The organism is Mucilaginibacter agri (genome assembly GCF_009928685.1).
Classification (GTDB): Bacteria; Bacteroidota; Bacteroidia; order Sphingobacteriales; family Sphingobacteriaceae; genus Mucilaginibacter; species Mucilaginibacter agri.
Genome location: NZ_WWEO01000041.1, coordinates 448,914 through 473,904 on the forward strand (window position 1 = coordinate 448,914; position 24,991 = coordinate 473,904).

The window sequence follows — 24,991 nt, forward strand, 5'->3', positions numbered from 1 at the left end:
GTTATTAAAGTTCGCCCAGGGCTGAGATCTGCTGAAAGTCAGCAATATCAACCACATGGTCCCACGAATACCGGATAAACAGTTTACCCACCTGGTATCCGGTAAAGGGTTCTATTTTTTCGTCAAAAGCCATTTTCGCTAATGCCGCGGGCTGGTTTTGGCCGGCAGCCGCAGTTAAATAAACCCATGCCGGAAAGCGCGGGTTGATCTCCAGGATAAACAGCTCATCGTTGGCATCACGCATAATTTCGAGCTCGTAGCCTCCTCGCCATTTAGTTGCTTTGGCGAAGCTATTGGCAAGCGCTATCAGCTTAGGGTCTTCTATCGTCACCCCGGCCCAGGCCTTGCCTTTCTCGGTGATGTATAACTTGCGCATAGGTACAATGCTGATATTGTTGCCGTTGCCATCGCCCAATGCTGCTATATTAATTTCGGTGCCTTTAATAAACTGTTGGGCTATTACCGGGTAACCCCAGGTTGCACCTAATTGATAAAAAGATTTTTGCGCCTGATCTAAAGTGTGCGCTACGTACGCATCATAAAACTTGCCTTTAATAACCAAAGGAAAGCCGAGGATATCGGCAGCGTAGTTCAAATCATCGAGGTTAAATAGTTTATGATCTGCCGGGATACTAAAACCGTTCTGCTTTCCAAAATCGGCCAGATTAATCTTTTCTCTTAACGACAGTTGCGCGTGCGATGGCAAAAAAGTACGGATACCTGATAGCTGTAATTGCGGCGCTATTTTAATAAAGTTATATAACTCCGCATCAAAATTGGGGATGATGAGGTCTAACTTTTCTTTACCGTGTACCTCTTCTATCCTGTTAATTAAGGCCGCGACGCCTGCTGTCGGATATGGGATTTGGTAGGTTTTATTAACCAGCTCGTGCATGTAGATGCCCGGTTCCATCGACTCGTAAGACAAGCCAATGATCCGGATACCATCACCCAGGCCTGCCTTTAAAGCGCGGATCACGGCTATACCTGGCCCGGGGTTATCATTGGCATTCAGCCCGGTAACGGCTATGCATAAGCTGGCGTAGTTATTTGCTGTCGTCATGTTAAAGTTCCAGCAAATTGGCCTCTTTTAGTTGTAATATCCAGTCGTCCCAGTCGCGGTTAAGTTGCTCTGCGCTTACTTCGTATTTATCCTGAATATTTTGTTTGATCTGTGCCTCGGTATCGCCGTTTTTCATGGCCACCATAATTTCCGATGCCATGGCATTGCCCGAAAACGAATCGCCCGTAGCCGGATTAAAGATAAACCCGTTCTCACTTGTAGCTATATTCTTTTTAATTCTCATTGCAAATCGGGCCCTGGTTTATAAATGTAATCAATTACCAAAGGTACAGCCCACCAAACTATCTTGTTTAATAAAATTGGCACAATTAGCTACTAAACTATAATATGTATCGCCCAATGAGGTAAATGTACCGACGAATGTGATGCATTATTTCGACCACTCTTTTATAAAATCGGCATAATTGTTACCTACCGGCAGCTCAACACTAGGTAGTTTTACTTTGCGATTATGGATAGATCCAATCTGTGATTTGGCAACAGCGTAGCTGCGGTGAATGCGTACAAACTGATTGGCTGGTAATTTTTCCAACACACTTTTTAACGACATGAGGGTGAGGATCGGTTTCTCGGAATTGAGCAGGTAGATCTTAATATAATCTTGCATGCTTTCAATGTATTCGATATCCTTGAGTACAATTTTGATCATCCGGTACTCTGAGTGTACATACAACGATTCGTCTTCGGTGACCTCGGCACTTTTGTATTTGGCATAATCGAGCGCCTTATTGACAGCGGCCGAAAAGCGTTTGAGGTTGATGGGCTTCAGCAAATAATCCAATGCCTGCAATTCAAATCCTTCGAAAGCGAAGTTCTTGTGCGCGGTGGTAAATATCACCATGGGCTTTTCTACCAATGCGCGCACCAGGTCTACACCGGTAATGTCGGGCATATCAATATCGATAAACAGGAGATCGACTTTATTCTTTTTCAAAAATTCAGCCCCCGATACCGCATCCTCAAAAGTACGCAGCAATTGCAGCGACGGAAATTCCGAAATGTACTTTTTCATTATCTCCAGCGCCAGTGGCTCGTCGTCTATGGCTACACATTTTAAAGTCGTCATACGCTAACAATCAATTTCTAAATTCACCGTGAACAGACCATCATTGGTACTGATATCTAATTTATGTTTGCCCGGGTAAATATGCTGCAGGCGGCGTTTGGTGTTCGAGATACCGATACCCTTGCGTTTACTGACCGATACAGAAGTTTCAAAAATGGGATTCTGGCAAAAGAAATTTATCTTCTTGTCTTCTACATTTAAGCTGATATCAATTACCCCGGCTTCGTGTTTACTTACACCGTATTTAAATACGTTTTCTATAAATGTCATCAAAACCAGGGGGGCTATCCTTTGATTTATGATGCGGCCCGAAATATTAAAATTGAGTTTGGTTGTTTTACCCAAACGCAGGCGTTGCAGGTCTATGTAGTCATTAATACAATCAATCTCGCTTTGCAGCAATACGTAATCTGCACCAACCTCATCGGTAACATAACGCATAATGTTAGAGAGTTTCATAATACTCTCGGAGGTATGCTCACTATCTGTCACTGATAGGGCGTAAATATTATTGAGCGTATTGAACAAAAAATGCGGATTGATCTGCGCTTTCAGGAACGACAGTTCGGCATGGGCCTTTTCGGCTTCAGCGCGCACAACCATACGTTCCGTTAGCTGCCACTTTTGTACCGTGCTTACTGCAGTGCTAAGCCCGATAACGATAATGAAAATAAACAGCCCAACCATATCTATGTTGCCCGACTGATGTATGAATATGATTTTGTTCGATTGCTTAAACCGTGGATCCTGCATACGCATATCCTGGTGAGGTAGCGGGCCAAAGGGTAATCCTTTTACACCGGGCGCTGAGGTGTCGCTGCCGATAGATGGAATCGATGTATCGTGCCCCGGTGTAATTGGCGGCGCTGTTTGTGAGGTGGCAAATCTGGTGTTTTTAAGCAGATTGTTCTCCAACAGGTTATCAAAAGGCTGCAAAAAATACACAAAACCCAAAAGTATTAAAATGATGATGCCGTAATGGATATACTTCTTTTTAAATACAAAGCGAGGCACCAGATACCAGGCATTTAAGTAAAACATAAAAATATACGTTAAACAAAACAGCCAGTAAAAGGGCGAGAAAAGCACCACAAAAGCACTGCTGCGGGTTTCCTGCGTTTTGTTCATAAACAATAACGGGAAGCCCAGGAAGATTAACCATCCGGCAGCATGTATAAAAAATGTAGGTGCTTTAGAGCGAGCCATTATTTATTAAGGTATTTTCAAAAATAGTATATGCGGTATGTATTGTTTGCATGCCTCTGCTTTTTATCTCACAATGGTTAAACTGCCCGACATTACACTTCGCCCATTTTTAGGGTTGATGACATAATAATATACCCCTACGGGTAAATCACTGCCGCGGTAAGTGCCATCCCATGGCGCAGGGTAGCCTACTGAAGAGTATACCTTCTCGCCGTAGCGGCTAAAAATGTCAACCGTAGCATTTGGATAACTATCTAAATATTTAATTACCCAGGTATCGTTGCGGCCGTCGCCGTTGGGGGTAAAAGTATTAGGTACTATGGGAGCTTTTAATACTGATACAAAAACTTGTACAGAAGCCGAGCACCCTTGTGCCGAAGTAGCCGTTAGCGTGTAATAAGTATCGTCTGTAGGGTTAGCCACCGGGTTTAAAATTGTGGCGTCACTTAACCCTGTTGCCGGCACCCATTTATAGGTAAGGCCACTTGCAGGCGATGCCGTGGCATTAATAGTAAGTTGCCCGCCTTCTAATACGGTAAGTGTGGTCGGTGCGGTAATAACCGGCGTAGCATTTACGGTAACCTGTTGCGATGATGTATAGGTACAGCCACTTTGAGCAGTAAATAGATAATTGATGGTAAACGTGCCCACCCCTGCCGTTGCCGGATTGAATAGGCCTGTTGATGAAACCCCTGTGCCGCTAAATACGCCCGTGCCTGTAAATCCTTGTTTATCTTCTGTTATCTGAACCGGCGCAGATTCCTGGCATATGGAGCCGATTGCAGAAAGCGTAACGCTTGGATTAGCATTAATAGTGATGGTTTTATCATAAGGGTTGCTCACGCAAGTTTCACCCGAATACACAATCATACGTACGTGATAATTCTTAGTCAAAGGCGAATTAAATACACCATAATTATGGGTGTACTTACCATCGGCAGGTATGGTGTTGTCGCTACGGGTGTACGTTGTGGCATCTGTAGGGTGGTTGTCGTAATCGTAATAGAAAATAACTTTGGTGATGTTCCCAAAATCAACCGAGGCGGTATTGTCAAATACAACAGCATCGCCGCTGCAAAGGTTGTTAACGTTTTCTACCGTAAACCCCGATACCGGTGTTGCGCCGTTCACAGTAAAAGGCTTAGACACAGTCGCCGCTGTACAGCCATATTTTGACTTTACGGTTAATGTAACCGTGTAATTATTAGCCTGTGAATATTTGTGTTTGGGGTTTTTCTCCGTTGAAGTGTTAGGATTAGCCGAAGTTGCATTGCTATCGCCAAAGTTCCATAAATAGGTAAATTCCGATTGAGTGTTGTCGCTAATGGTTGATAGATCGTTAAACTGCGCGTAAGCATCAGAAAGGCAAATATCCGGTAGCGAAAAATCAACAACAGGCAAAGGGCTAATCGTAATAGTTTGTGGTAGCGCATCACTTAAGCAGGTTCCGGATGCAACCTGTAAAGTAATATTGTATTGCCCAGCCGTGGTGTAGATATGTGTAAATGGCGTGTTAGTAGTACGTGTCTCCGTTGTGCCGTCGCCATAATCCCAAATCCATTGCGTAATTGCGCCGCTGGCATTGGCTGAATTATCTGTTAATGTTACCTGCTGACCCACACAAGCGGGTGTAGTAAAAGTGAAGCCGGCAACCGGTTTGGCGTTGATATGAATTTGCTGCGTTGTGAACGAAGTACAGGTGCTGCTGCCTACAGTGAGTTTTACCGTATAATCGCCGGGAATGGCATAAGTATGAACCGGGTTTGGGTCTGTTGAAGTCTGCCCGTCTCCAAAGTCCCATGTTCGCGAATCTATAGTGCCACCGGCAATCGTTGAGTTATCAGTAAACGTTATGGGGCTACCTAAACACCCCGAGTTATTATTAGAAAAACCGGCTACAGGCCCTGCCGATACGGTTAGCGTCAAATTATTAGAAGCTACCACACAGCTCGCTGAACCAATATTATCTGTTGTGGCGGAAACTAAGCGGTACAAATAAGTTCCGGCTGTGGTTGGTGCAGTTATCGGATAGCTGGTTTGCGTGCTTGCTGCGCTGAGGTCCGTCCAGGCACCATTAATGTAGGCCTGTAGTTTTTGCTCATAGCCACTGGCCAGAGTGCTGGTTGCATTGATGGTGTAAGTTTGTGCCGAACCTGCACAAGTAGTTTGGGTTGTACTGGTGTTTTGTGTAAACACAGCCGATACGGTTGAGCCATAAGGACTAAAAGTAATGTCGTCCACAGCAAAGTCGTTGCCAACGGTGCCGCTCGCATTGCTTACTAGTTTAATAATTACGGTTTCGTTGCCCGATGGAAGGCTAAAGTTGGCTGTGTAATTGTGCCAGGTATTGCCGGTTGGTACATCGCCAGTTGATATGCCCGTACCTAATTCGGTAATGCCATCGGCAGCATAAAGGTGAAAAACCATATTGGGCGAAATGCCATTGCTGGATAATACGTTTTTTATCCAAACCCCAAACTGATATTGCGTGTTACCGCACAGACCGGTAACCTTGCGGGTAAAAACCGTACCGGCCTGAATATTTCCGTTAACCACCATCATATAACCGGTGGTTTGGTGGCCGTTGGTTTCATAATCGTGGTCGTAGCTGGTAACAAAACTTCCGTGCACACTTGTATTAACCTGATTTGTAATCGTGTAATAGTTTTCACCAATCTCTCCACTGGCGGCATAAGTGTATGTAGTGCTGCCCGAATCGGCTGCCAACGCTCCTGCACGCGTTGCCGTTCCCGATCCGAAAGTGATCTTCACCACAGGGTCGCCTAAACTTTGGGCCTGCGAAAACTCACTTAGTAATATCAGTATTAAAGTAATTAAGAGTATGTAAGAAAGACGGTTAAGTTTTGGCAAGCCGGGCATCACAAATTTTATTTAATCTAAAATTGGCGCTTTGCATACCCGCGGGCAATAATGTATCGTTAAACGCGCCTTATGTGTAGACGAAAGGATTGGGGGACTTGTGGTTGAGAAGACGGGAGACAAAGGAAAAGGGGTGAAAGCCAGTGCGAAAATAAACACGGCTTGTAGAAAAGGAGAAAAACAATTTGCTAATCGGCCTTTTGTCCAAAAATCTAAAAGGTATGCATTGGGCAGGTAACCTTGTAGCGGTTGTTAAGCAGTATGCCAATCACAATTTCGTGAGTGCCGTTGCTTACCGTGTTGAGGGCCGATGTGGTAACGTCGTAAGAGTATCCTACGTTAATAAGCGAACTTATATTGAACCCTGCCAGGGCAGAAAAAGAGTCATTATGCCGGTAAGCTCCACCAAACCAAAACCTGTCTCGGAAGGCTAGTTTACCGGTAATGTCATACGAAGTTGGCGTAGGCTTAATTAGCTTTACCATTACCGATGGCATAAATGATACATCGTCTGATATAAACAATTTAACCCCCGACGTAAAGAAATAATGCGGTACGGTTTGGCCTTGATTATATACCGAAGTGTTGGTGCTGAAATATAAATTTTGCTTCAATAATTGCTGCGCAGATGCACCGACGTAAAAGTTAGAAGTGTAGATCCAGATACCTGCGCCAACGTCGGGCTTCCACTGACTAATATTGTTGTTGGCAATAGCCGGATCTATAGAGCTGTCGTCGCCCAGGAATATATCCGCAACATTTAAGCCCACATGGCTTACCCCTGCCGATACCCCTACCGACATATTCCATTTAGGGCTTAACCCCAGGTGATAGGCATAGGTAGCATCTATGTTGGTTTCGGTAAGCGGCCCGGCCTTATCATTTACCACCATTAAGCCGATACCATGGTGGGGTTCTGCTGCCATATAGTCACGAACATACGAGCGGCCAAGCGGATTTTCGGAGCCGCCCGCGGGCGAGGCGGTTGCATCGCCCTGTAAAAACTGATTACCTATAGGCGCGTTGATGGTTAGATAAGAAGTTGTTGGTGCGCCGGTTAATCCGGTCCATTGTTTACGATATCCTAATTTAAGATCGGTGTAATTCTCGATACCGGTTACCGCTGGGTTAAGCAGATAGTTGTTAAAAACGTATTGAGTGTACTGCGGACGCTGCTGGCCAATGGCCAGGTTTGCAATTGTTAAAAGAAACAACACTAATCTTAAAACTCTATTCATGCTGTGCGCGCGGATTAAAACTGGTAACGTCTTACTTGAATATACGATAAATAAGCACCTGCAAAACAGGTGCTTATTGAGAAAATACTATATACCCGGAAACTCGATCGCATACAACAATCCTGGTATACGGTTTAAAAGTGCTTAAACGCGTCAGTCAGGACAAAAATGTATCGGTAAACGGGGTTTATGTATAGACGAATAAAACATATACAATGTAAATATTTAGTTAAATACTTTTAGAATATTTATTTTGCCCCTTACTAAAATTTTTTTCCGCATTAAGATGAGATATGATATTTGCTGCATAGGCCATATTACACTGGATAAAGTAGTTACCAGCCATGGAGAAAAGTTTATGGCCGGTGGCACTTCGTTCTACTTTTCAAACGCCATCAGCCAAATGGATCTGAAATACATTCTGGTAACTGCCATTGCAGAAACCGAAATTCATTATGTAAAAGACCTGGAAAGGAAGGGCATTGAAGTAAAAGTGCTGCCTAGTGAGCATACGGTATTCTTCGAAAATATTTACGACGAAGATCAGGATCATCGCACACAACGCGTACGCCAGCAGGCCGACCCGTTTTCGCCGGATCAACTCCTGGATGTGGATGCCGAAATATTTCACCTGGGCCCGTTGGTTTCTGGCGATATCCCTGTTGATGTAATTAAGGAACTGGCTAAACGCGGCAAGGTATCGTTAGACATACAAGGCTATTTGCGCGAGGTGAAAGACGAAAAAGTACATCATATAGATTGGGCTGCCAAGCGCGAAGCACTGGCTCATGTTGCCATTTTAAAGGTAAATGATGATGAAATGAAGGTAATTACCGGTGCAAATGATATAGAAGCCGGCGCAAAAATGTTAGCCGACTGGGGTGTTAAAGAAGTAGTAATAACACTGGGCAGCAAGGGCTCTGTTATTTATGCCGATGGTGTGTTTTACACCATTCCGGTTTATAAACCAGCGGTAATTACTGATGCTACCGGTTGCGGCGATACCTATATGGCTGGTTATCTTTATAAGCGTGTAAAGGGAGCCGATATACAACGGGCTGGCGAATTTGCTTCGGCTATGGCAGGCTTAAAAATCCAGTCATCGGGGCCGTTTGAGGGAACGGAAGACGAGGTATTAACGTTCTTGAAAAAATAAGATCTAAAAAAGAAAGCCCCCGAGTATTCGAGGGCTTTCTTTTTTAGATCTCTCTGATCTTTATATTACGAAAGGCCACTTCGTGATTATGATCTTGCAGGGCAATTTTACCTTTAGGGTAAGCTGCAAAATCTTTCCAGGTTTTAAATTTACTGTTGTTGATCAGCTCCTTCCACTCCGGGCTGCCCATTTGTACATTGATCACTTCTTTGCCATTAAGCCAGAAGATCAGGTGGCCGTCTTTTTTAGAGATTTTAGCGGTATTCCATTCACCCGCCGGTTTAGCAGATGCAACGGCAGGGGCTTTCATATCATATAACGATCCGGCAAGGTGGTTCGCCTTTTTATTGTCTTCTGCTTTCTCGTTATCCAATACCTGCATTTCTATACCAGATAAGTAGGTTTGGCTCAAAGCAGGGTCTTCGTGTACGCCGAAAATGATACCGCTGTTTCCTTCTGGCGAAATTTTCCAGTCTACCGAAAGTTCATAGTTTTCGTATTCTTTGTCGGTCACCAAGTCGCCCTGGCCTTCAGCTTTAGGGTCTAAGGTTAAGGCACCATCACTTACCTTCCAGGCAGCACTGGCTTCGGGTTTTAAATAGGTATGCCAACCGGTGGTGGTTTTACCATCGAATAATAAATGCCAGCCTTGCTGTTGTTCTTTTTTAGATAATTGGTTTTGTGCCGATGCGCTATAAGTCATAGCTAACGCACCCAGCAATACAAACAGGTTTTTCATTTATAGTAATTTTAGGTATAATTAGAATGGCTGTAAGTTATACAGTTAATTTTAATCTCACAACCCAAGATTTAACTTAACCGAAAAGTTACGATAGAACATGTCGGCTTATGCAAGGGTTGCCGCTTCCTTATTATACTTATTGCGGTATTCGATAGGCGATAGCCCTGTTATTTTACGAAAGATGGTGCGAAAGGCTTTGGTGTCCGAATACCCAACATCATACATTACCTCGTTGATATTTTTGCGGCTGGTTTCGAAGTTTTTCTTCGCAGCTTCTATTTTTACCCTTTGAATGTATTCTATTACGGTATTAGAAGTTGCTTTCTTAAACCGGCGCTCCAGGTTACGGCGACCAAGCGCCAGCATGCCAGCCAATTGGTCTACAGTGATTTTATCCTGAAAGTTTTTCTCAATAAATACCTGCGCTTTTTTTATCGGCTCGTCCTCATGCGTTTTTTGACCCTGAAAGATTATGAATGGCGATTGGCTATCCCGGTCGATATCAATCATAAACGCTTTGGACATCAGGATGGCTACATCCCGGCCGGCATATTTTTCGACGAGGTACAGTAATAGATTGAGATAAGAATAGGCCCCGCCACTTGTATAAATGCCGTCTTCTTCGGTCATTATTTTATCGTCCACCAGGTTTACATCCGGGTACATGCGCCTAAACTCGTTGGCCAGTTTCCAGTGCGTGGCGCATTGCTTGCCCTTCAGCAAGCCGGTTTGGGCTAAAAAGAAAGCGCCTATGCAATAGCTGGCTACTTCGGCCCCGTTCTTATATTGTTTTACTACCCAGGGTAGCAAATCCTTGTTCATCTCCAACGCAGCAGGCAGGTTACCGTGCATGGCGGGAATAATGATCAGGTCTGTTTTCTTTACATCTTCAAACACTACATCCGGCTTTATGGTAAACAGCCCGTTGCGCTGCTTCGCCTCCGTTGCCAGGCCCACCATTTGTATATTAAACAAAGGTGCCTGCCTCATCTCGGCCCTCAGATTGTTTACCTCAGATAATATCTGAAAGGTACCCTCTATATTGCTAAGGCTGGAAGTGCCCTGCGGGATAAGTATGGATATATGTTTCATGTAAATAAAGTTAGACAATCGCTATTTCGCAATCAACCCCTTAGATTGTCGTATTTACACCCGCTCTAAATGCTTAATTGCCAATAAGTTTGTATTGTAAATTATAACCAACTATAAAAGAGAGGATCAATATGTTTAAAGACACCAAGGCTTTCAGTGGATTTTCGGTAAACGATATCCCGGCCGCCAAAGCATTTTACAGTAACATATTAGGATTAGATGTTGAAGAAAATCCTGAAATGGAGCACATCCTTACATTGCATATAACAGGAGGCGGAAAGATTATTGTTTATCCTAAACCTAATCATACACCGGCAAGCTTTACTGTACTTAATTTTCCGGTAAAAGATGTGGCTGCGGCAGTACAGCAGTTAAAAGATAAAGGCGTAAAGTTTGAAAGTTACGACTGGCCCGGCTTTAAAACCGATGACGATAATATATTCCGCGGAGGAGGGCCGCTTATAGCGTGGTTTACAGACCCGGCGGGTAATATCATGTCGGTGATTCAGGAATAATAAATCAGAAACCACTAAAACTTACAATCATGACAACTTTAGCAATGGAACAGCACACGGTACAAGGTACCAAAACAACCAAAGTAGTTTACTGGGTATTCACCACTATCTTCTTTTTGCTCGATTCTGTGATGCCTGCATTCACCTTTAATACACCTTTAGCCAAACAAGGCATAAGCCATTTAGGCTATCCGGATTATTTCAGGATCGAACTTACCGTAGGCAAAATTATCGGCGGCCTTTTACTTATACTGCCAATGGTGCCTCCGCGCTATAAAGAGTGGGCTTACGTTGGCTTCGGTATCTCAATTATCTCGGCTTTTGTTGGCCATCTGGCGGTAGATGGTATGGACGCGCAAACCTTTATCCCGGTAGTGGGCTTCGCCATTCTGCTGATATCATATGTATGTTACCACAAATTGTACGCACCATTTAAATCGAACTAATTATGAGCGTTTTACTGACCATAGTTGCCAGTGTTGTAATCATTATCGGCATTGTATTAATTGTTGCTGCGGTTACTAAAAGCGAATACAACGTTGGTCGCAGCGTAATTATCAATAAGCCCCAACGGGAGGTGTTCGATTATATTAAATACCTTAAAAATCAGGATAACTACAGCGTTTGGGCGATGATGGACCCCAGCATGGCCAAAACATTTGAAGGCGTTGACGGTACTCCCGGTTTTAAATCGAGCTGGGACAGCAGTAATAAAAAGGTTGGTAAAGGCGAGCAAGAGCTCAAAAATGTGGTTGATGGTGAAAGGATCGAATCGGAGCTCCATTTTATAAAGCCATTTGACGGCCGTGCCAATGCACATATGGTTACGGACGCTATAGGCGCCGATTCTACCAAAGTAAACTGGGGCTTCAGTAGCAAAATGGCCTACCCCATGAATATTATGCTATTATTTATGAACATGGATAAAATGATGGGCAAAGACCTGGAAGTAGGTTTACAGAACCTAAAGAAGGTATTGGAAACTTAGTTATGAAAAAAAGAGTGCCGGATGCCGAACAGGTCAGCGACTTTATGGATGCTCTTATTCACCCCATGAAAGCCGAAGTGGAAAAGCTTCGCGCTATTATAAACGGAGCGAACCCTAAAATTGCCGAACGTATTAAATGGAATGCTCCAAGCTACTATTACCTGAAAGATGTGGCTGCCTTTAACTTAAGGCAGCAGAAGTTTGTGCAGCTTATCCTCCTGTTTCCCGAAGGCTTGTTGTCTCACAGTTATGGGATATTAGAGGGTGATTGGAAAGATCGTAGGGAAGCTCGATTTTACGGCATAGAAGATATTGAAACAAAAAGCGCTGCGCTGCAAAACCTGATTAATGATTGGGTAGCGTTGGCAGATAGCAAACAGTAGTTAATAAATTAAAAACCTATAGTTATGTTAGTAATTAACCCTTATTTAAACTTCGCCGGTAATACCGAAGAAGCTTTTAACTTTTACAAATCTGTTTTCGGTGGCGAGTTTTCAATGCTACAGCGTTTTGATGGCGTACCCGGTTGCGATGGTATGCCGGTGGCCGAAAAAGAAAAGATTATGCATGTGGCCTTACCTGTTAAGGGCAATACGCTGATGGCTACAGATGCGTTGGAATCAATGGGTCAGCATTTAGTTGCGGGCAATAACTTTAGTTTGTCAATCCATACCGAAAGCAAGGAAGAAGCCGACGATTTGTATGCAAAACTTTCGGCAGGCGGTACCGCAACCATGCCTATGCAAGATATGTTTTGGGGGTCCTACTACGGTATGCTCACAGATAAATTCGGCATTCAGTGGATGATTAGTTTCGACTCAGTACCTCACAGTAATCAGCAGTCTTAACCAAAAGAAAGGCTTAATATGGTGGAAGTATTTAAAACCAATGTTAAGCGACAGGCCCAAGCTAAAAGCCTGATTGCCCTGCTGCGACAATACTTTCCACATAGCCAGATAAACTTCGACCTTGACGATTGCGATAAGATATTGCGTATCCAAGGCGACGGGTTTTGTCCGCTAAAAATAGCGCAATTGGTTAACGACAAGGGATTTGAGTGCTGCCCTTTGGAATAATCGATCTAAGCAAAATATTGAAGCTCCGAACTGTAAAGGTTCGGGGCTTTTTAATTCAAAATGAAAAAATGACCCTACCAAAATGGAGTGGTACCGAGCGTTGAGAGAATTTAAAATCTTCGTTTAAATTGAATAAACGCTGTTTTTTTCAAAATGGCATGGCGGTTGTCGCTGGACGATTGTTATGTATTTACAATTCCCCTATTTAGTTATAATTGCAGATAGCCTGTCTGGTAGCTGCACTAATCCAATTCCCTGCTCATGAATTCGCACGTCAGAAAGCTCTCGGCCGCAGGCGTGTTAATTACGCTAGGTATCATCTTTGGCGATATCGGTACTTCGCCATTATACACATTTCAAACATTATTAAAAGAAGGCGGCAACGGCAGCGAGTTCCTGGTACTGGGGTCTATCTCCTGCGTGTTTTGGACGCTTACGCTGCAAACTACTTTTAAATACATCTTTATTACGCTACAGGCCGATAACCGTGGCGAGGGCGGTATTTTCTCCCTGTATGCATTGGTGCGCCGGTATGGTAAGTGGCTGGCTATCCCATCCATTATCGGTGCCGGTACTTTGCTGGCCGATGGGATAATTACACCGCCCATTTCGGTAACCTCTGCTATTGAAGGTTTAGGCCTTGTTCCGTCCTTAGCCAAAGATTTTGTACCGGGCAATATGCTTATCCTCGGTATTGTTATCGGTATTTTGCTGCTGCTGTTCTTCTTTCAGCAGTTCGGTACCAATGTGGTTGGGGCGTTGTTTGGTCCCGTGATGTTAATATGGTTTGTGATGTTGGGTACCTTAGGGATATTGCAGGTTTGCCACTACCCTGAGATATTTAAGGCGCTAAACCCGATGTATGGGTTCCATTTGCTAACCGAGCATCCGCGTGGTTTCTGGTTGCTGGGTGCTGTGTTTTTATGTACAACCGGCGCCGAAGCCTTATATTCAGACCTTGGCCATTGCGGCCGTAAAAACATTCAGGTAAGCTGGATTTTTGTGAAAACTACATTAGTGTTAAACTATCTTGGCCAGGGCGCGTGGGTATTAACGCAACATAAATATACCAGCTTTGCCGGTGTTAATCCCTTCTTTGAAATTGTGCCCCGTTTTTTCCTGATCCCATCTATCGGGATCGCTACCATGGCTACCATCATTGCCAGTCAGGCTTTAATTAGCGGGTCGTTTACATTGATTAGCGAAGCAGTAAGCATGAATTTCTGGCCGCGTATCACCATCAAATATCCCTCAAACATTCGCGGACAAATTTATATCCCGAGTATTAACTGGATACTGTGTTTTGGCTGTATAGCGGTTAGTATATACTTCCGCACTTCTGAAGCTATGACAGCTGCCTATGGGTTCTCTATCACAGTAGCCATGCTCATGACAACCGTGCTGATGTACTACTTTATGCGCTACGTAAAGCACTGGCCGTTGTGGCTGGTAGTGATTATTGTGTGTATGTTTCTCAGTGTAGAGTTCTCCTTCTTTGTTGCCAATGCTGTTAAATTGCTCAAAAGGTTATTCTTCCTGGTGTTTGAGGTTGGCTTGATATTTACCATGTACATCTGGTACCGCGCCCGCAAGATCAATAACCGCTTTCTTAACTTTGTCGATCTGAAAGAATACATCCCGATGCTTAACGCCATGAGCCGTGATCAGGGTATTCCAAAATACGCAACGCATTTAATTTACCTGACCAAGGCGAATAACAGCAAGCAGATAGAGCAAAAGATCATTTACTCTATACTAAGCCGCAAGCCCAAACGCGCCGATGTTTACTGGTTTGTGCATATCGAGCGCATGGACGATCCGTTTACTATGGAGTACAGCGTGCAGGAGCTGGAAGACGATAAAGTGATCCGCGTTGAGTTCCGTTTGGGCTTCCGCATACAGCCTCGTATTAATGTACTGTTCCGCAAGGTGGTTGAAGACATGATAAGTCGTGGTGATTTGGATATCACCAGCAAGTACGAATCCTTAAGCAGCTACAATCTGCCTGCGGACTTCCAGTTTATTATTATGGAGAAATTCCTTTCGTACAATAACAATTTCAGTGTTAAGGAGGGGTTCATATTAAACAGCTATTTCGCCATTAAAGGTCTAGCGCAGAGTGAGGCCAAAGCCTTTGGTTTAGACACCAGCGAAACCCGGATAGAGAAAATCCCTTTGGTGGTAAACCCGCTAAGCAATATTAAACTAAAACGGGTGGAAGTGCCGGCATAACAAGTTTCAGATCAATAGATTGTCAGAACTGCAAGATTTGTCCTGCAAAACGAAGCATTGTCATAGCTTTGCAGGACAAATCATCTACCCGAACGTCTATGAAAAAGTTGAAGTCCATCATCAACGATATAAGAACCGCTACTGATAAAACAACGCCTGAGTTTACTCAACTGCTCTGGCAACTCATTTGTTATTCGCCCAAAGTGGCGGTGCGCTACCCGGTTAATTTACTGATGGATGAGGCTACCAAATTTAGCCTTAAAGCTAACGATGCTTACTTCAGTAAATCGGACCTGGAGTTTAATGGTTTTATATGGGGTGAGGGTAGCCGCAAGATTTTGCTTACGCACGGTTGGGCATCCAAAGCCGCTGACTTTGCTGACCTTATTACAGCGTTACGTGCTATCCCGGATACCCAGATCATCGCTTTTGATGCACCGGGTAATGGCAGTTCGGAAGGCGAATGGTCGAATCTATTGATCTATGTAAACGCCGTTAAAGCAATTATTAAAGAATACGGCGAGCCCGAGGTTTTAATCGGTCACTCGTTGGGTGCTATGGCCAACGTATTTACGTTGGAACAAACCGGCATCAGGCCTAAGCAACTCATCAGCCTTACTCCTTTGGTAAATTTAAAAGAAAACTTTAAGGCAACGCTTAATGCCAACGACGTGCCTGTTGAAGCACAAGAAGTTTTCTTCCAGGATTTCAGGGATTTGTTTAAAGACAACTTCTCAACTTTTGTACTGAATGCCCGCTATGCCTTCGGCCCCGAGCTTAAGCATTGGATAGCTTATGATGAAGAAGATGCAATAGCACCATATCCCTACCTACAAGACTTCCTGTCGACTCGCCCATTTATAGTATCCAAGCCATTTACCGGTGCCGGGCACGACAAGATATTGCGCGAACCAACTATGGTTAGTGATGTGGTTGCCCTGGTAAAAGAAACACTGTCGAACTAAATATTACCAGTTCATTAAGTTCATTACCCGGTTAAACTCTTGTTGTACGGGGGCTTCTATCTCAATGATATCGCCTGTTAAAGGATGGGTAAATGAGAGGTACGAGGCATGCAGCATCATGGTTTCCATTTGCCACTGGTCATTAAAAAGTTTGTTCTGTTTGTTGCATCCGTGTGTGCGGTCGCCAATAATAGGGTGGAAGATATGTTTAAAGTGCTTGCGTAATTGGTGCATACGGCCCGTTGTAGGCGTAGCTTCTACCAGCGAATAACGTGAAGTTGGATGGTTACCAAATGCCACTGGCAGTTCGGCTTGTTTAAGCGTGGTATAAGCCGTAAAGGCATCCTGTAAAGTGCCATTCTCTTTGCGTAAGGGGTAATCAATCTCGCCTATCGGATCAGTATAGCCCCGAACAATAGCCAGGTATTTTTTAATTACCACCTTGTTCATAAACTGTTGTTGCATGCTAATGTCTGTCTCTTTGTTGAGCGCAAAAAGTAACACGCCGGCCGTTTTACGATCGAGACGATGTACCGGATAAACCGGCTGGCCTATCTGGTCGCGAAGCAACTGCAGGGCAAATACATCGGTATCATCCGCAATTTTTGAACGGTGCACCAGCAATCCATGAGGTTTATTAATGGCAATAAGGTGCTCGTCGCGGTATAAGACAGTTAACATAAGGTTGCGAAGATAGGACTTTAATACCGATGTACTTACTTGCCTTCGGCCATTAAAAATACAGCCCCATACGCAGGAACCTTGACTTTGATAGAGCCCGGGCCCCAAATGTCTGAAAATGGGCTAATGGTACTATAATCTGTCGGCCCGCCGGATACGCCCGAAGGCCCAATCCCATTTATATAAACCTTGCGCGAAAACTCACTTTCTGTACCACCATTTAGCACATAGTAATAATAGTTTTTACCGGGTGTAAAATCCTGGAAGTTAATGCTGACAAGATGGTCTTTGGTGCCTGTGTTTACCAACACGGTACCCGTATGCCCCGACGAGAAACTCGATGCATAGCTTTTGATATCATTGTTGCCGCTTACAGTAGAACTTACCATACGGTCGCCAAAATACTTTTGAAAATAGTACATGTAAAAAAAGGCCGGCCTGGCGTTCCATTTGGACGCACCGGGTTCGTCGCCGTTATTAAACATGCCCATATCATCGCCGTTAGCCCAATTATTGGCAAGATTCCATTTGCAGGCCAGGCCGTATTTGTAAGAAGCTATTGCCCCCAACGTCATTGCCGCGTGCAAGCCAGAAATGTTAGATACCGCCTGGTTTTTACCCATAGCCTGGATGTTCCACTCGCCTAATGCTATCGGTTTTTCTGTTCCCGTACTTGCTAATAGGTAAGCAGGTATAGCGCGGCTCACTGTATGTGCCGAGTTAAGAATAGTTTCGGCCGATGAACTCTCCAGATAGGGCGTAAAGTAACTATGAACCGTATAAAAATCTATAGCATCGCCTGCGGTGGCAGCAACTTCTTTATTCCAGTTCGCGATGGTAGAGCCGGCAACTACGTCGTCGGCTGTCATTACAGCGCCGATTTTAATTTTAACGCCAATTTCCGCAGCAGCTTTGCGCATCGAATCGGCAAACACCCTGAAATGTTTACCATACAGGGCCCCGGTTAATGCTTCGGGCTGCCCATCTTTATTTTTCTTAGTGTCAATTAGGTAACCGGCTTCCCAAATTCCATAATTCTCGTTCCCAACTTCCCAATATTTTGTTCGCCCTCTGTCATATCGCACCCAGTCGGCAGCCAAATGCGCTGCTGCCTGGTCGGGATGTGCGCTCGTGCCGTAACGGGCATATCCGTAGTTAACGGCAATAAGCCCTGTATTATTGGTAGTTAGTAGGGCCTGGTAATAATTATCGATGCTTAATGTCCATGCGGCCGTGTTTTTGCCGTACCACAATGTGCTGTCAACGCCCACAGTAGCGCTATTAACATTTATTTGTGCGGGTATATCGGCAGGTACTTTTCCCGGCTGGGCGTTCCAAAAATATAAATCGGTAACGCTGCCGCCAGGGGCGCGTATAATTTTAGGTGATAGATTGGTGATGTGCCGCATTAGCAGCGGTTCGGTAACCACCTGCGTCATGTAGGTATTAACGTTGTTGCCAAAGAGATATGGCGATACCTTATTAACGATATCGTGAGCAAATATGGTAACGGTGCTTTCTGCGTCGCCGATTGGTATAGGTGCATCGGTATGCCCATTTATGGTTAACAACTTAGGTTTCCAGTCGTCCATAAAAAAGCCCTGTGTTTTAACGGGGGCGGCATCGTTTACAGGGCTTATAATAGTAGCCACGGTGTCCTTTTTAGGAGGATCGGGCTGCAACTTTGCTTCCTTTTTACACGCCTGAAAAGCCAATAAACCTATTGCGGCTACTAAACCGATTCTACATATGGATGAGCGTTTATTCATTTACAGGGAGATGTACGGAACGATAAGACAAAGGTTTCACAATAAACCATATAAATATACATTGTTATCTCTTGATGACGAAGCGTGATAGCATGAGATCAGTCCGGTATTGCGCTTTCTTTTAATTAAAAAGGGCTGTTTTACTATGTATTGTCTATTTTTATTATTTATATTGACCATCAATTATTTAAACTAAAAAGTAACCCAGCCTTATCAGCACTATGATATCTACTTTTGCACAACACGAGTTAAAGGCATTCTGGCGGTCGAAAAATACAGGTAAAAATCTGGCCACACGTATCGTAATGGCTATACTGATTTTATACCTGCTCCTCAACGTATTGGTAGTTGCTTTTTATCTGGATAAGATCATCGATAAAGCTATGCCCGATGAGGACATAATCCCCGGGTTCTGTGGTATCCTGCTCTACTATTTCCTGGCCGATTTGCTGATGCGCCTGCAATTACAGGAATTACCAACACTACGGGTGCAGCCCTATTTAACATTACCAATTAAGCGCAATAGCGTGGTTGGATATTTATCATTTACAGCGCTACTTTCCGTTTTTAACCTGTGGCCGGTGCTGCTGTTTACACCATTTACAGTTAAGATTATTGCGCACGAAAACGGTGCATCTGTAGCAACGGTTTTCATACTGGCTATTTTGGGCCTCACCGTTTTTAATAATTACCTGGCTTTATACATCAAGCGGAAATCCAATCTCAATGGCTGGGTGTTTTTGGTTGCCGCGGGCGTGTTAATATTAATTGGCATTGCCGATTTCTCCTGGCACCTGTACTCTATACGTGGTATTTCGGCATATCTGTTTGGGCATTTAATTAAGCAGCCCGTATTAGTGCTGTTGCCAATGTTATTAGGCGCAGCTATGTATTATTTAAATTTTCTGTACCTCAAGGAAAATCTGTACCTCGAAGAGTTAGGGTCGCGCAAGGCATCGGCCTATAAAAGCAGTACAGAAATACCGCTGCTGGGTTACTTTGGCCATATAGGCGATTTGGTGGCAAACGAGATCAAGCTCATACTGCGCAATAAAAGGCCGCGGTCTTCCCTGGTGGTTTCACTGTTCTTTATGTTTTATGGTTTGATATTTTATACCAATCCGCAATATCAGAGCTCGCCGGGAATCAAATTGTTGCCAGCTATATTTATGACCGGTATTTTTATTATCAGCTACGGCCAGTTTATGTTTAGCTGGCAGGCCAATCATTTTGATGGCATACTGGTCAGCAAAGTTGATTTTAAAGATTTTTTAAGGGGCAAGTATCTGCTGTTTACCCTAATATCAACCCTTGTATTTATACTCACTATCCCATACGTTTATTTTGGTTGGAATATATTGCTAGCCCATTTTTGCATGTATTTGTGGAACCTCGGAATTAATACCACCATTGTGCTCTTCTTCGCTAACCGTAACTACAAACGCATCGATCTGTCGAAAGGGGCATCATTTAACTGGGAGGGCGTTGGCGCTACGCAAATGCTGCTGGGATTGCCATTAATGATAGGGCCATATTTAATTTACTGGCCGCTCGCCGCGTTTGGGCATCGCGATATTGCGTTTATTGCTATTGGTATTGTGGGCTTGCTGTTTATACTCACCCGCAGTTACTGGATCAAACAACTCGAAAAAGATTTTAACGAAAAAAGATACACCATAGCCGAAGGCTTCAGAGCGAAATAGTTATGATTGAAATAAAGGACTTAAAAAAGGTTTATGCGGGTGTGCCTGTAGTAAATATCCCGCAGTTAAATATCGCCAGAGGCGAAAGCATTGGTTTGGTTGGTAATAACGGTGCCGGTAAAACAACACTGTTTCGGATGATGCTCGATCTCATTCGACCGGATGGTGGTGAGGTGTTATCTAATGGTGAAGTGGTGGCTGGCCACGAGCACTGGAAAAATTATACTGCAGCCTATCTCGACGAAGGATTTTTAATAGACTACTTAACCCCCGAGGAATATTTCTATTTTATCGGCGGCCTGCACAAATACAGCCGCCCGCAGGTAGATGAATACCTGGCCGGAAAAGCAGATTTCTTTAACGGTGAAATATTGAAACGTGGCAAATACATCCGCGATCTTTCTAAAGGAAATCAATGCAAAGTGGGGGTTGCTGCTTGCCTGCTCCAAAAACCCGATCTGCTTATGCTCGACGAGCCTTTCGCCAATATTGACCCGAGTACCCAGATCCGCCTCAAAAACGTATTGAAGGAGCTAAATAGCCAGGGCATAACCACACTAGTATCCAGCCACGATTTAAACCACGTTACCGACGTAAGTAACCGAATTTTGTTAATGGAGAAAGGTAAGATCATTAAGGATATCGAAACCAACTCGTCGACCTTAACAGATTTGGAGGCTTATTTTGCCGTTGGTGGGCAGACTGTATAGTGAGCAAGTAAAATAAAGCTTCTGTCATTTCGACGATAGGAGAAATAGTGTATAGCGTTAATGTTAAATGCATAAGATTTCTCCTATCGTCGAAATGACAAAGGGGATATATCGGGTGCGGATGAGTGGGTTCTTTAAAATAAACAACTTATTTTAGCTGTTAAATCACCGATCGCATGCATACCATCACCTCCGCTACCATTACCGATGTATCTACCATTCGCCAATTGGCAGAAGATACCTGGTGGCCTACCTATTCACCAATATTGGAGAAAGAGCAGATTCGTTTTATGTTGGATCTGATCTATAATGAGGATACTATAAAAAAGCAAATTGAAGAAGGAGAGCAGATTTTTCTGCTTTTAAAAGAAGGCGACAAGGCTGTTGCCTTTGCGGGATACTCGCCTTATGTTGCTGAACCTGCTGCCTACAAACTGCACAAGCTATATTGCCTGCCCGAAACTCAGGGCAAAGGTTATGGCCGTATTTTGATAAATACCGTAAGCCGTATTGCAGCCGGTACAGGGGCCACTAAGCTGTTGTTGAACGTTAATCGACACAACACAGCACTCTCCTTTTACCAAAAAATGGGCTTTGACATTGCTCGCGAAGAAGACATTGCCATAGGCCCATATTGGATGAATGATTATATAATGCAGAAACCGCTTATCCCTTAGTTTACGCTAAGTGGTGGGATACGGGTTGGCGTATCTGTGCCTGCAATAATAGTTTTAGAGCTTAAAGCAATAGCCTTAATGGTAGCGGTAATGTTAGCTACATCCAGCGTGCTCAACTCGTCTTTCACAGTGTGATAATACTTATCAATGTCGATCTGATCAGTTGAGATAGTGTGAGCCGGTACGCCTACTTTGGCTAAAGAAGCATTGTCGCTGCGGTAAAACAGGTTTTGCTCGGTATAAGGGTCCGGATAGAATTTAAACGCGGTGCCGTCAAGGTTCTTTTGCAGAATCTTCCCAAAATCCGAACGTTCGTAACCTGTAATAAATGCCGAGTTTTCACCAAATTTTGATGCCTTACCGATCATCTCGATGTTGAACATGGCAGATACTTTTTGCGGATCAACCTGCGTAGCAAAATATTGCGAACCGTATTCGCCGATCTCTTCGGCAGTAAAGGCAACGAAGATAATGCTGCGTGCGTTGTTGTTTAACTTTTTATAGTATTTAGCCAGGGTGATGACAGCCGTTGTACCAGATGCATCATCATCAGCACCGTTAGCAATACTATCGCCCTCCATTGGTTTAATAATCCCCAGGTGATCGTAGTGGCCACTGAAAATTACGTACTCGTCTGGCTTGGTCTTGCCCTTGATCATACCTGCAATGTTGAACAACGGTAGTTGCTCAGATTTGATCTCCACGTTTACATCAAAAGATTTTACATCGTCAAACGTGCCTAAAACAAACACAATCTGAGGGCCGCCTTCTGCCGGTTTTAATGAGTTGCTGCCTTTGCCGAAAGCACCACGGATGCGTCCGAAAAATGCTTCGAATTTCGGATCTACCAATACCAGTGAGTTCTTGCCGCTTTTTCTGATGGTGCCAAATTCTTTCTGGAAGTTTTGATCGGCTCCTACTTTAATAACCTGTACATCGGCATTGCTTGCCCACTTAAAGTTACCGTTAGTCATCGCCACCACATGATCACCGGCTACGGCAGTACCATTAATACTTGCCTCTACCTTTACCGGCGTAGTGTGGGTCATTTTAAAATTCTGACGGAAGCCGTCGTCGCCGGGCAGTGGCTCAAGGCCGGCTTTTTTGTATTCGCCCTCTATAAACTGGGCAGCTTTTTCAATGCCCGGTGTAAAGGTGGCGCGACCCTGCATATCATCAGCAGTTAGCGTTGTGATAATTTTAAGAATATCATCCTGTTTGATCAGTTTATCTACATTCTGACCGAAGCTATAAGCGCTCGATAATACCAGCGAAGCGGCTATAAAAGTTTTCTTCATCATTATTTTACTTTGGTTGATAACCATTCGTTGCGTAGGGTTAATTGTGGTTGACTTGGTGTTTTGCCTGCTTTCTCGTAAGATACAATTTCGTAAGAAGGATCTTCTGCGAGGGTAATGGTAGTTTTATGTTCTCCGGTACGGTTGCTGTATGCTACTTCAATTTTATCGCCCGGTTTTTTAGCTGCTACAATAGCATTAAATGAGGCGCCATCTTTTACGGGCTGCCCATCAGCCAATGTAACACGGTCGCCGGCATCGAGGCCGGCTTTGTAAGCAGGTGTACCTTGTAATGTGCTCGAGGTAATTAACAAACCTTCGGTACCAACACTGCGCGCCATGCCCTCGCTACCGCGAAATGCAGGAGCTGCGATACGCCCAGCCCAGGCCTTACCAGGGTTAGCATGTTGCAATATTAAACCCGCTTTATCTAACAAAGCAGCATAGTTGTTTTTATCTAAACCGTAAACATATTTTTTAAAGAAGTCGGCAGCAAATGTTGGGCTCTTAGTGAATTTAGCCAGTACGTTTTGCAGGTCTGAAATAGTATATGCTCTTTCTACCTTACCATGTGCTAACCATACCTGGCGCATGTAATCGTCGAGCGTTAAGTTAAACTCGCTGCGCAGATGCAAATCAAGCGCTAATGCAATAGCGCCACCGTATACATAATAGCTGTTAAAAATGTTGTTTTTATTGGTAGGGTCGATAGCTACACCCGCATCTGCATAAACCGCATAGCGGCTCGCCTGTACAGCCGAATAGTTAGTCGCTCCCGGCGTGTTCAATACAGAGTTGATTAACCCCGCAGCGCTACCGTAAAAATCTTCCGGCGTATTAAAACCAGCACGGCTCAACAATAGTTCGCCATAATATTGGGTGAAGCCTTCGGCAAACCAAAGCTCATTGCTCATGTTGGCATGCTCAAAGTTAAAGGGCTCCAATGTTTTAGGGCGAATGCGCTCCACATTCCAGCTGTGGAAATACTCATGCGAAAACGTACCTAATAACCGTTTCTCGTTACCTGCTACTTTTGCCGACGTTTGTACTATGCAGGTAGAGTTGCGGTGTTCCATACCATCGCCAGAGTTGGTTGGATAAATATCGTCTATGAAGGTGTAGTTGCCAAAATCATAAGTCGGCAACTCGCCAAAAACGGCTTTTTCTTCCAGCACTAAACGCTGTACCATTTTACCAAAGTTATCAATAGTGGCCTGATCGTCGTTAGAGTGCGTGGTTAAATGGATTGCCTCTTTTTTGCCGTCGGTGTTAACCACTTCCCAGCTGTATTGCTTGTAATCCGAAAGCTCGGTTGGGCTATCCATCAGGTATTGCAGGTCCGGAGCCGAGAAGGTATTAAAACCTTCTGGTTTTAGTTGCGTGGCTACGCGCCAGCCTTTTTGCTCTGCATCCGGAAACTGTACGGTTATAGGGCGTTTGTCCATGCCATAGATCCACATCATCGTACCAGGCATATTCAGGTGTGCGTGGCTTTCGTCTATACTTACATAGGTACCGTCTACCATGTTGCCGAAAAGCGTATAAGTGATCTTAACACCATCGTCGTGGTAAGGGATCTCGTAAACATCGCCTTCCAGTTGATTAACGGTTAATGGTTTATCGTTTTTATCGAAGGCTTTTACCTGGTAAACGTTTTTGCCAAATTCGTGCGTGGCATACCTGCCCGGCGACGAACGGCTCATGCGCATTCTGAGCGGACCACCCGGTAATTGCTTTACACGCATGGTAACCTCGGCCTCGTGGTGCACGGCATTAGGAAAAGATATAGAATAAGCAACCGGAGTGAGGGTTTGGGCAACCGCAGTGGCCGACCATAGCCCGAGGGCGCTTGCTGCAAGTAATAGTTTTTTCATGAGGGGACTAAATTAATATGGTCCCGAATTTAAGAGATA

General features: G+C 44.2%; 24 protein-coding genes. 12 read left to right on the forward strand and 12 right to left on the reverse strand.

Going from position 1 to position 24,991, the window contains the following annotated elements:
* Nucleotides 1-4: 4 nt before the first annotated feature.
* From GSY63_RS09305 to GSY63_RS09330, 6 genes are all read right to left on the reverse strand, one after another.
* Nucleotides 5-1,063, reverse strand: coding sequence for an ATP-grasp domain-containing protein (locus GSY63_RS09305; RefSeq protein WP_166585512.1), 1,059 nt, complete (start codon nucleotides 1,061-1,063; stop codon nucleotides 5-7).
* Between the two features lies 1 nt (nucleotide 1,064).
* Nucleotides 1,065-1,307 (reverse strand): PqqD family protein, encoded by a 243-nt coding sequence (locus GSY63_RS09310; protein ID WP_166585513.1) that lies wholly within the window; start codon nucleotides 1,305-1,307, stop codon nucleotides 1,065-1,067.
* A 147-nt stretch (nucleotides 1,308-1,454) separates the two neighbouring features.
* A complete protein-coding gene (locus GSY63_RS09315) occupies nucleotides 1,455-2,150 on the reverse strand; it encodes a LytR/AlgR family response regulator transcription factor (RefSeq protein WP_166585514.1) in 696 nt (231 codons plus the stop codon).
* 3 nt (nucleotides 2,151-2,153) lie between these two features.
* Nucleotides 2,154-3,356, reverse strand: coding sequence for a sensor histidine kinase (locus GSY63_RS09320; protein WP_166585515.1), 1,203 nt, complete (start codon nucleotides 3,354-3,356; stop codon nucleotides 2,154-2,156).
* A gap of 63 nt (nucleotides 3,357-3,419) precedes the next feature.
* Nucleotides 3,420-6,236 (reverse strand): PKD domain-containing protein, encoded by a 2,817-nt coding sequence (locus GSY63_RS09325; RefSeq protein WP_166585516.1) that lies wholly within the window; start codon nucleotides 6,234-6,236, stop codon nucleotides 3,420-3,422.
* Nucleotides 6,237-6,448: 212 nt separating this feature from the next.
* Nucleotides 6,449-7,474 (reverse strand): PorP/SprF family type IX secretion system membrane protein, encoded by a 1,026-nt coding sequence (locus GSY63_RS09330; protein WP_166585517.1) that lies wholly within the window; start codon nucleotides 7,472-7,474, stop codon nucleotides 6,449-6,451.
* 286 nt (nucleotides 7,475-7,760) lie between these two features.
* Here GSY63_RS09330 and GSY63_RS09335 point away from each other — a divergent pair, with 286 nt between their 5' ends.
* Complete coding sequence (locus tag GSY63_RS09335) at nucleotides 7,761-8,630, forward strand: PfkB family carbohydrate kinase (RefSeq protein ID WP_166585518.1); 870 nt, start codon at nucleotides 7,761-7,763, stop codon at nucleotides 8,628-8,630.
* Between the two features lie 43 nt (nucleotides 8,631-8,673).
* Here GSY63_RS09335 and GSY63_RS09340 read toward each other — a convergent pair whose 3' ends face one another.
* Nucleotides 8,674-9,369, reverse strand: coding sequence for a 3-keto-disaccharide hydrolase (locus GSY63_RS09340; RefSeq protein ID WP_166585519.1), 696 nt, complete (start codon nucleotides 9,367-9,369; stop codon nucleotides 8,674-8,676).
* Between the two features lie 108 nt (nucleotides 9,370-9,477).
* Nucleotides 9,478-10,464, reverse strand: coding sequence for a GlxA family transcriptional regulator (locus GSY63_RS09345; RefSeq protein ID WP_166585520.1), 987 nt, complete (start codon nucleotides 10,462-10,464; stop codon nucleotides 9,478-9,480).
* A 131-nt stretch (nucleotides 10,465-10,595) separates the two neighbouring features.
* On the opposite strand from GSY63_RS09345, the gene GSY63_RS09350 reads away from it, so the two are divergent.
* From GSY63_RS09350 to GSY63_RS09385, 8 genes are all read left to right on the forward strand, one after another.
* On the forward strand, nucleotides 10,596-10,979 hold the full coding sequence (locus GSY63_RS09350) for a VOC family protein (RefSeq protein WP_166585521.1): 384 nt from the start codon (nucleotides 10,596-10,598) through the stop codon (nucleotides 10,977-10,979).
* A 29-nt stretch (nucleotides 10,980-11,008) separates the two neighbouring features.
* Nucleotides 11,009-11,425, forward strand: a complete 417-nt coding sequence (locus tag GSY63_RS09355; protein WP_243749191.1) for a DoxX family protein — start codon at nucleotides 11,009-11,011, stop codon at nucleotides 11,423-11,425.
* 2 nt (nucleotides 11,426-11,427) lie between these two features.
* Nucleotides 11,428-11,967, forward strand: a complete 540-nt coding sequence (locus tag GSY63_RS09360) for an SRPBCC family protein (protein WP_166585522.1) — start codon at nucleotides 11,428-11,430, stop codon at nucleotides 11,965-11,967.
* A gap of 2 nt (nucleotides 11,968-11,969) precedes the next feature.
* Nucleotides 11,970-12,350, forward strand: a complete 381-nt coding sequence (locus tag GSY63_RS09365) for a DUF1801 domain-containing protein (protein WP_166585523.1) — start codon at nucleotides 11,970-11,972, stop codon at nucleotides 12,348-12,350.
* 24 nt (nucleotides 12,351-12,374) lie between these two features.
* The gene (locus GSY63_RS09370; protein ID WP_166585524.1) at nucleotides 12,375-12,815 is read left to right on the forward strand and encodes a VOC family protein; all 441 of its coding nucleotides are present in this window, start codon (nucleotides 12,375-12,377) and stop codon (nucleotides 12,813-12,815) included.
* Nucleotides 12,816-12,833: 18 nt separating this feature from the next.
* Nucleotides 12,834-13,043, forward strand: a complete 210-nt coding sequence (locus GSY63_RS09375; RefSeq protein ID WP_166585525.1) for a hypothetical protein — start codon at nucleotides 12,834-12,836, stop codon at nucleotides 13,041-13,043.
* 261 nt (nucleotides 13,044-13,304) lie between these two features.
* Nucleotides 13,305-15,275, forward strand: coding sequence for a KUP/HAK/KT family potassium transporter (locus tag GSY63_RS09380; RefSeq protein WP_166585526.1), 1,971 nt, complete (start codon nucleotides 13,305-13,307; stop codon nucleotides 15,273-15,275).
* 98 nt (nucleotides 15,276-15,373) lie between these two features.
* Nucleotides 15,374-16,240: an alpha/beta fold hydrolase gene (locus tag GSY63_RS09385; protein ID WP_166585527.1), complete on the forward strand. Its 867-nt coding sequence runs from the start codon at nucleotides 15,374-15,376 to the stop codon at nucleotides 16,238-16,240.
* Between the two features lie 3 nt (nucleotides 16,241-16,243).
* Here the strand turns inward: GSY63_RS09385 and GSY63_RS09390 are convergent, their stop codons facing one another.
* A complete protein-coding gene (locus GSY63_RS09390; RefSeq protein WP_166585528.1) occupies nucleotides 16,244-16,921 on the reverse strand; it encodes a pseudouridine synthase in 678 nt (225 codons plus the stop codon).
* 35 nt (nucleotides 16,922-16,956) lie between these two features.
* Entirely contained in the window at nucleotides 16,957-18,690 is a 1,734-nt protein-coding gene (locus GSY63_RS09395; RefSeq protein WP_166585529.1) for an alpha-L-arabinofuranosidase, read from the reverse strand.
* A 221-nt stretch (nucleotides 18,691-18,911) separates the two neighbouring features.
* On the opposite strand from GSY63_RS09395, the gene GSY63_RS09400 reads away from it, so the two are divergent.
* The 3 genes from GSY63_RS09400 to GSY63_RS09410 all read left to right on the forward strand — a co-directional run bounded on the left by GSY63_RS09400 (nucleotide 18,912) and on the right by GSY63_RS09410 (nucleotide 21,780).
* A complete protein-coding gene (locus GSY63_RS09400) occupies nucleotides 18,912-20,393 on the forward strand; it encodes a DUF5687 family protein (RefSeq protein WP_166585530.1) in 1,482 nt (493 codons plus the stop codon).
* A 2-nt stretch (nucleotides 20,394-20,395) separates the two neighbouring features.
* A complete protein-coding gene (locus GSY63_RS09405) occupies nucleotides 20,396-21,103 on the forward strand; it encodes an ABC transporter ATP-binding protein (RefSeq protein WP_166585531.1) in 708 nt (235 codons plus the stop codon).
* Nucleotides 21,104-21,279: 176 nt separating this feature from the next.
* Nucleotides 21,280-21,780, forward strand: coding sequence for a GNAT family N-acetyltransferase (locus GSY63_RS09410; protein ID WP_166585532.1), 501 nt, complete (start codon nucleotides 21,280-21,282; stop codon nucleotides 21,778-21,780).
* Here the strand turns inward: GSY63_RS09410 and GSY63_RS09415 are convergent.
* Together GSY63_RS09415 and GSY63_RS09420 are read right to left on the reverse strand one after the other, a co-directional pair.
* The gene (locus GSY63_RS09415; RefSeq protein ID WP_208094501.1) at nucleotides 21,777-23,081 is read right to left on the reverse strand and encodes a M20/M25/M40 family metallo-hydrolase; all 1,305 of its coding nucleotides are present in this window, start codon (nucleotides 23,079-23,081) and stop codon (nucleotides 21,777-21,779) included. The two genes, GSY63_RS09410 and GSY63_RS09415, sit on opposite strands and share 4 nt — an antisense overlap.
* Entirely contained in the window at nucleotides 23,081-24,952 is a 1,872-nt protein-coding gene (locus tag GSY63_RS09420) for a M61 family metallopeptidase (RefSeq protein ID WP_166585533.1), read from the reverse strand. The genes GSY63_RS09415 and GSY63_RS09420 overlap by 1 nt, the downstream gene beginning before the upstream one ends.
* Nucleotides 24,953-24,991: the final 39 nt, after the last annotated feature.

What these genes read in the sequence shown, in the direction of transcription:
- GSY63_RS09390 (WP_166585528.1), bottom strand. Translation starts at nt 16,921, where the DNA reads ATGTTAACTGTCTTATACCGCGACGAGCACCTTATTGCCATTAATAAA.
- GSY63_RS09320 (WP_166585515.1), bottom strand. Translation starts at nt 3,356, where the DNA reads ATGGCTCGCTCTAAAGCACCTACATTTTTTATACATGCTGCCGGATGG.
- GSY63_RS09305 (WP_166585512.1), bottom strand. Translation starts at nt 1,063, where the DNA reads ATGACGACAGCAAATAACTACGCCAGCTTATGCATAGCCGTTACCGGG.
- GSY63_RS09360 (WP_166585522.1), top strand. Translation starts at nt 11,428, where the DNA reads ATGAGCGTTTTACTGACCATAGTTGCCAGTGTTGTAATCATTATCGGC.
- GSY63_RS09400 (WP_166585530.1), top strand. Translation starts at nt 18,912, where the DNA reads ATGATATCTACTTTTGCACAACACGAGTTAAAGGCATTCTGGCGGTCG.
- GSY63_RS09340 (WP_166585519.1), bottom strand. Translation starts at nt 9,369, where the DNA reads ATGAAAAACCTGTTTGTATTGCTGGGTGCGTTAGCTATGACTTATAGC.
- GSY63_RS09335 (WP_166585518.1), top strand. Translation starts at nt 7,761, where the DNA reads ATGAGATATGATATTTGCTGCATAGGCCATATTACACTGGATAAAGTA.
- GSY63_RS09415 (WP_208094501.1), bottom strand. Translation starts at nt 23,081, where the DNA reads ATGATGAAGAAAACTTTTATAGCCGCTTCGCTGGTATTATCGAGCGCT.
- GSY63_RS09380 (WP_166585526.1), top strand. Translation starts at nt 13,305, where the DNA reads ATGAATTCGCACGTCAGAAAGCTCTCGGCCGCAGGCGTGTTAATTACG.
- GSY63_RS09325 (WP_166585516.1), bottom strand. Translation starts at nt 6,236, where the DNA reads ATGCCCGGCTTGCCAAAACTTAACCGTCTTTCTTACATACTCTTAATT.
- GSY63_RS09315 (WP_166585514.1), bottom strand. Translation starts at nt 2,150, where the DNA reads ATGACGACTTTAAAATGTGTAGCCATAGACGACGAGCCACTGGCGCTG.
- GSY63_RS09365 (WP_166585523.1), top strand. Translation starts at nt 11,970, where the DNA reads ATGAAAAAAAGAGTGCCGGATGCCGAACAGGTCAGCGACTTTATGGAT.
- GSY63_RS09350 (WP_166585521.1), top strand. Translation starts at nt 10,596, where the DNA reads ATGTTTAAAGACACCAAGGCTTTCAGTGGATTTTCGGTAAACGATATC.
- GSY63_RS09370 (WP_166585524.1), top strand. Translation starts at nt 12,375, where the DNA reads ATGTTAGTAATTAACCCTTATTTAAACTTCGCCGGTAATACCGAAGAA.
- GSY63_RS09385 (WP_166585527.1), top strand. Translation starts at nt 15,374, where the DNA reads ATGAAAAAGTTGAAGTCCATCATCAACGATATAAGAACCGCTACTGAT.
- GSY63_RS09395 (WP_166585529.1), bottom strand. Translation starts at nt 18,690, where the DNA reads ATGAATAAACGCTCATCCATATGTAGAATCGGTTTAGTAGCCGCAATA.
- GSY63_RS09355 (WP_243749191.1), top strand. Translation starts at nt 11,009, where the DNA reads ATGACAACTTTAGCAATGGAACAGCACACGGTACAAGGTACCAAAACA.
- GSY63_RS09405 (WP_166585531.1), top strand. Translation starts at nt 20,396, where the DNA reads ATGATTGAAATAAAGGACTTAAAAAAGGTTTATGCGGGTGTGCCTGTA.
- GSY63_RS09345 (WP_166585520.1), bottom strand. Translation starts at nt 10,464, where the DNA reads ATGAAACATATATCCATACTTATCCCGCAGGGCACTTCCAGCCTTAGC.
- GSY63_RS09330 (WP_166585517.1), bottom strand. Translation starts at nt 7,474, where the DNA reads ATGAATAGAGTTTTAAGATTAGTGTTGTTTCTTTTAACAATTGCAAAC.
- GSY63_RS09310 (WP_166585513.1), bottom strand. Translation starts at nt 1,307, where the DNA reads ATGAGAATTAAAAAGAATATAGCTACAAGTGAGAACGGGTTTATCTTT.
- GSY63_RS09375 (WP_166585525.1), top strand. Translation starts at nt 12,834, where the DNA reads ATGGTGGAAGTATTTAAAACCAATGTTAAGCGACAGGCCCAAGCTAAA.
- GSY63_RS09410 (WP_166585532.1), top strand. Translation starts at nt 21,280, where the DNA reads ATGCATACCATCACCTCCGCTACCATTACCGATGTATCTACCATTCGC.
- GSY63_RS09420 (WP_166585533.1), bottom strand. Translation starts at nt 24,952, where the DNA reads ATGAAAAAACTATTACTTGCAGCAAGCGCCCTCGGGCTATGGTCGGCC.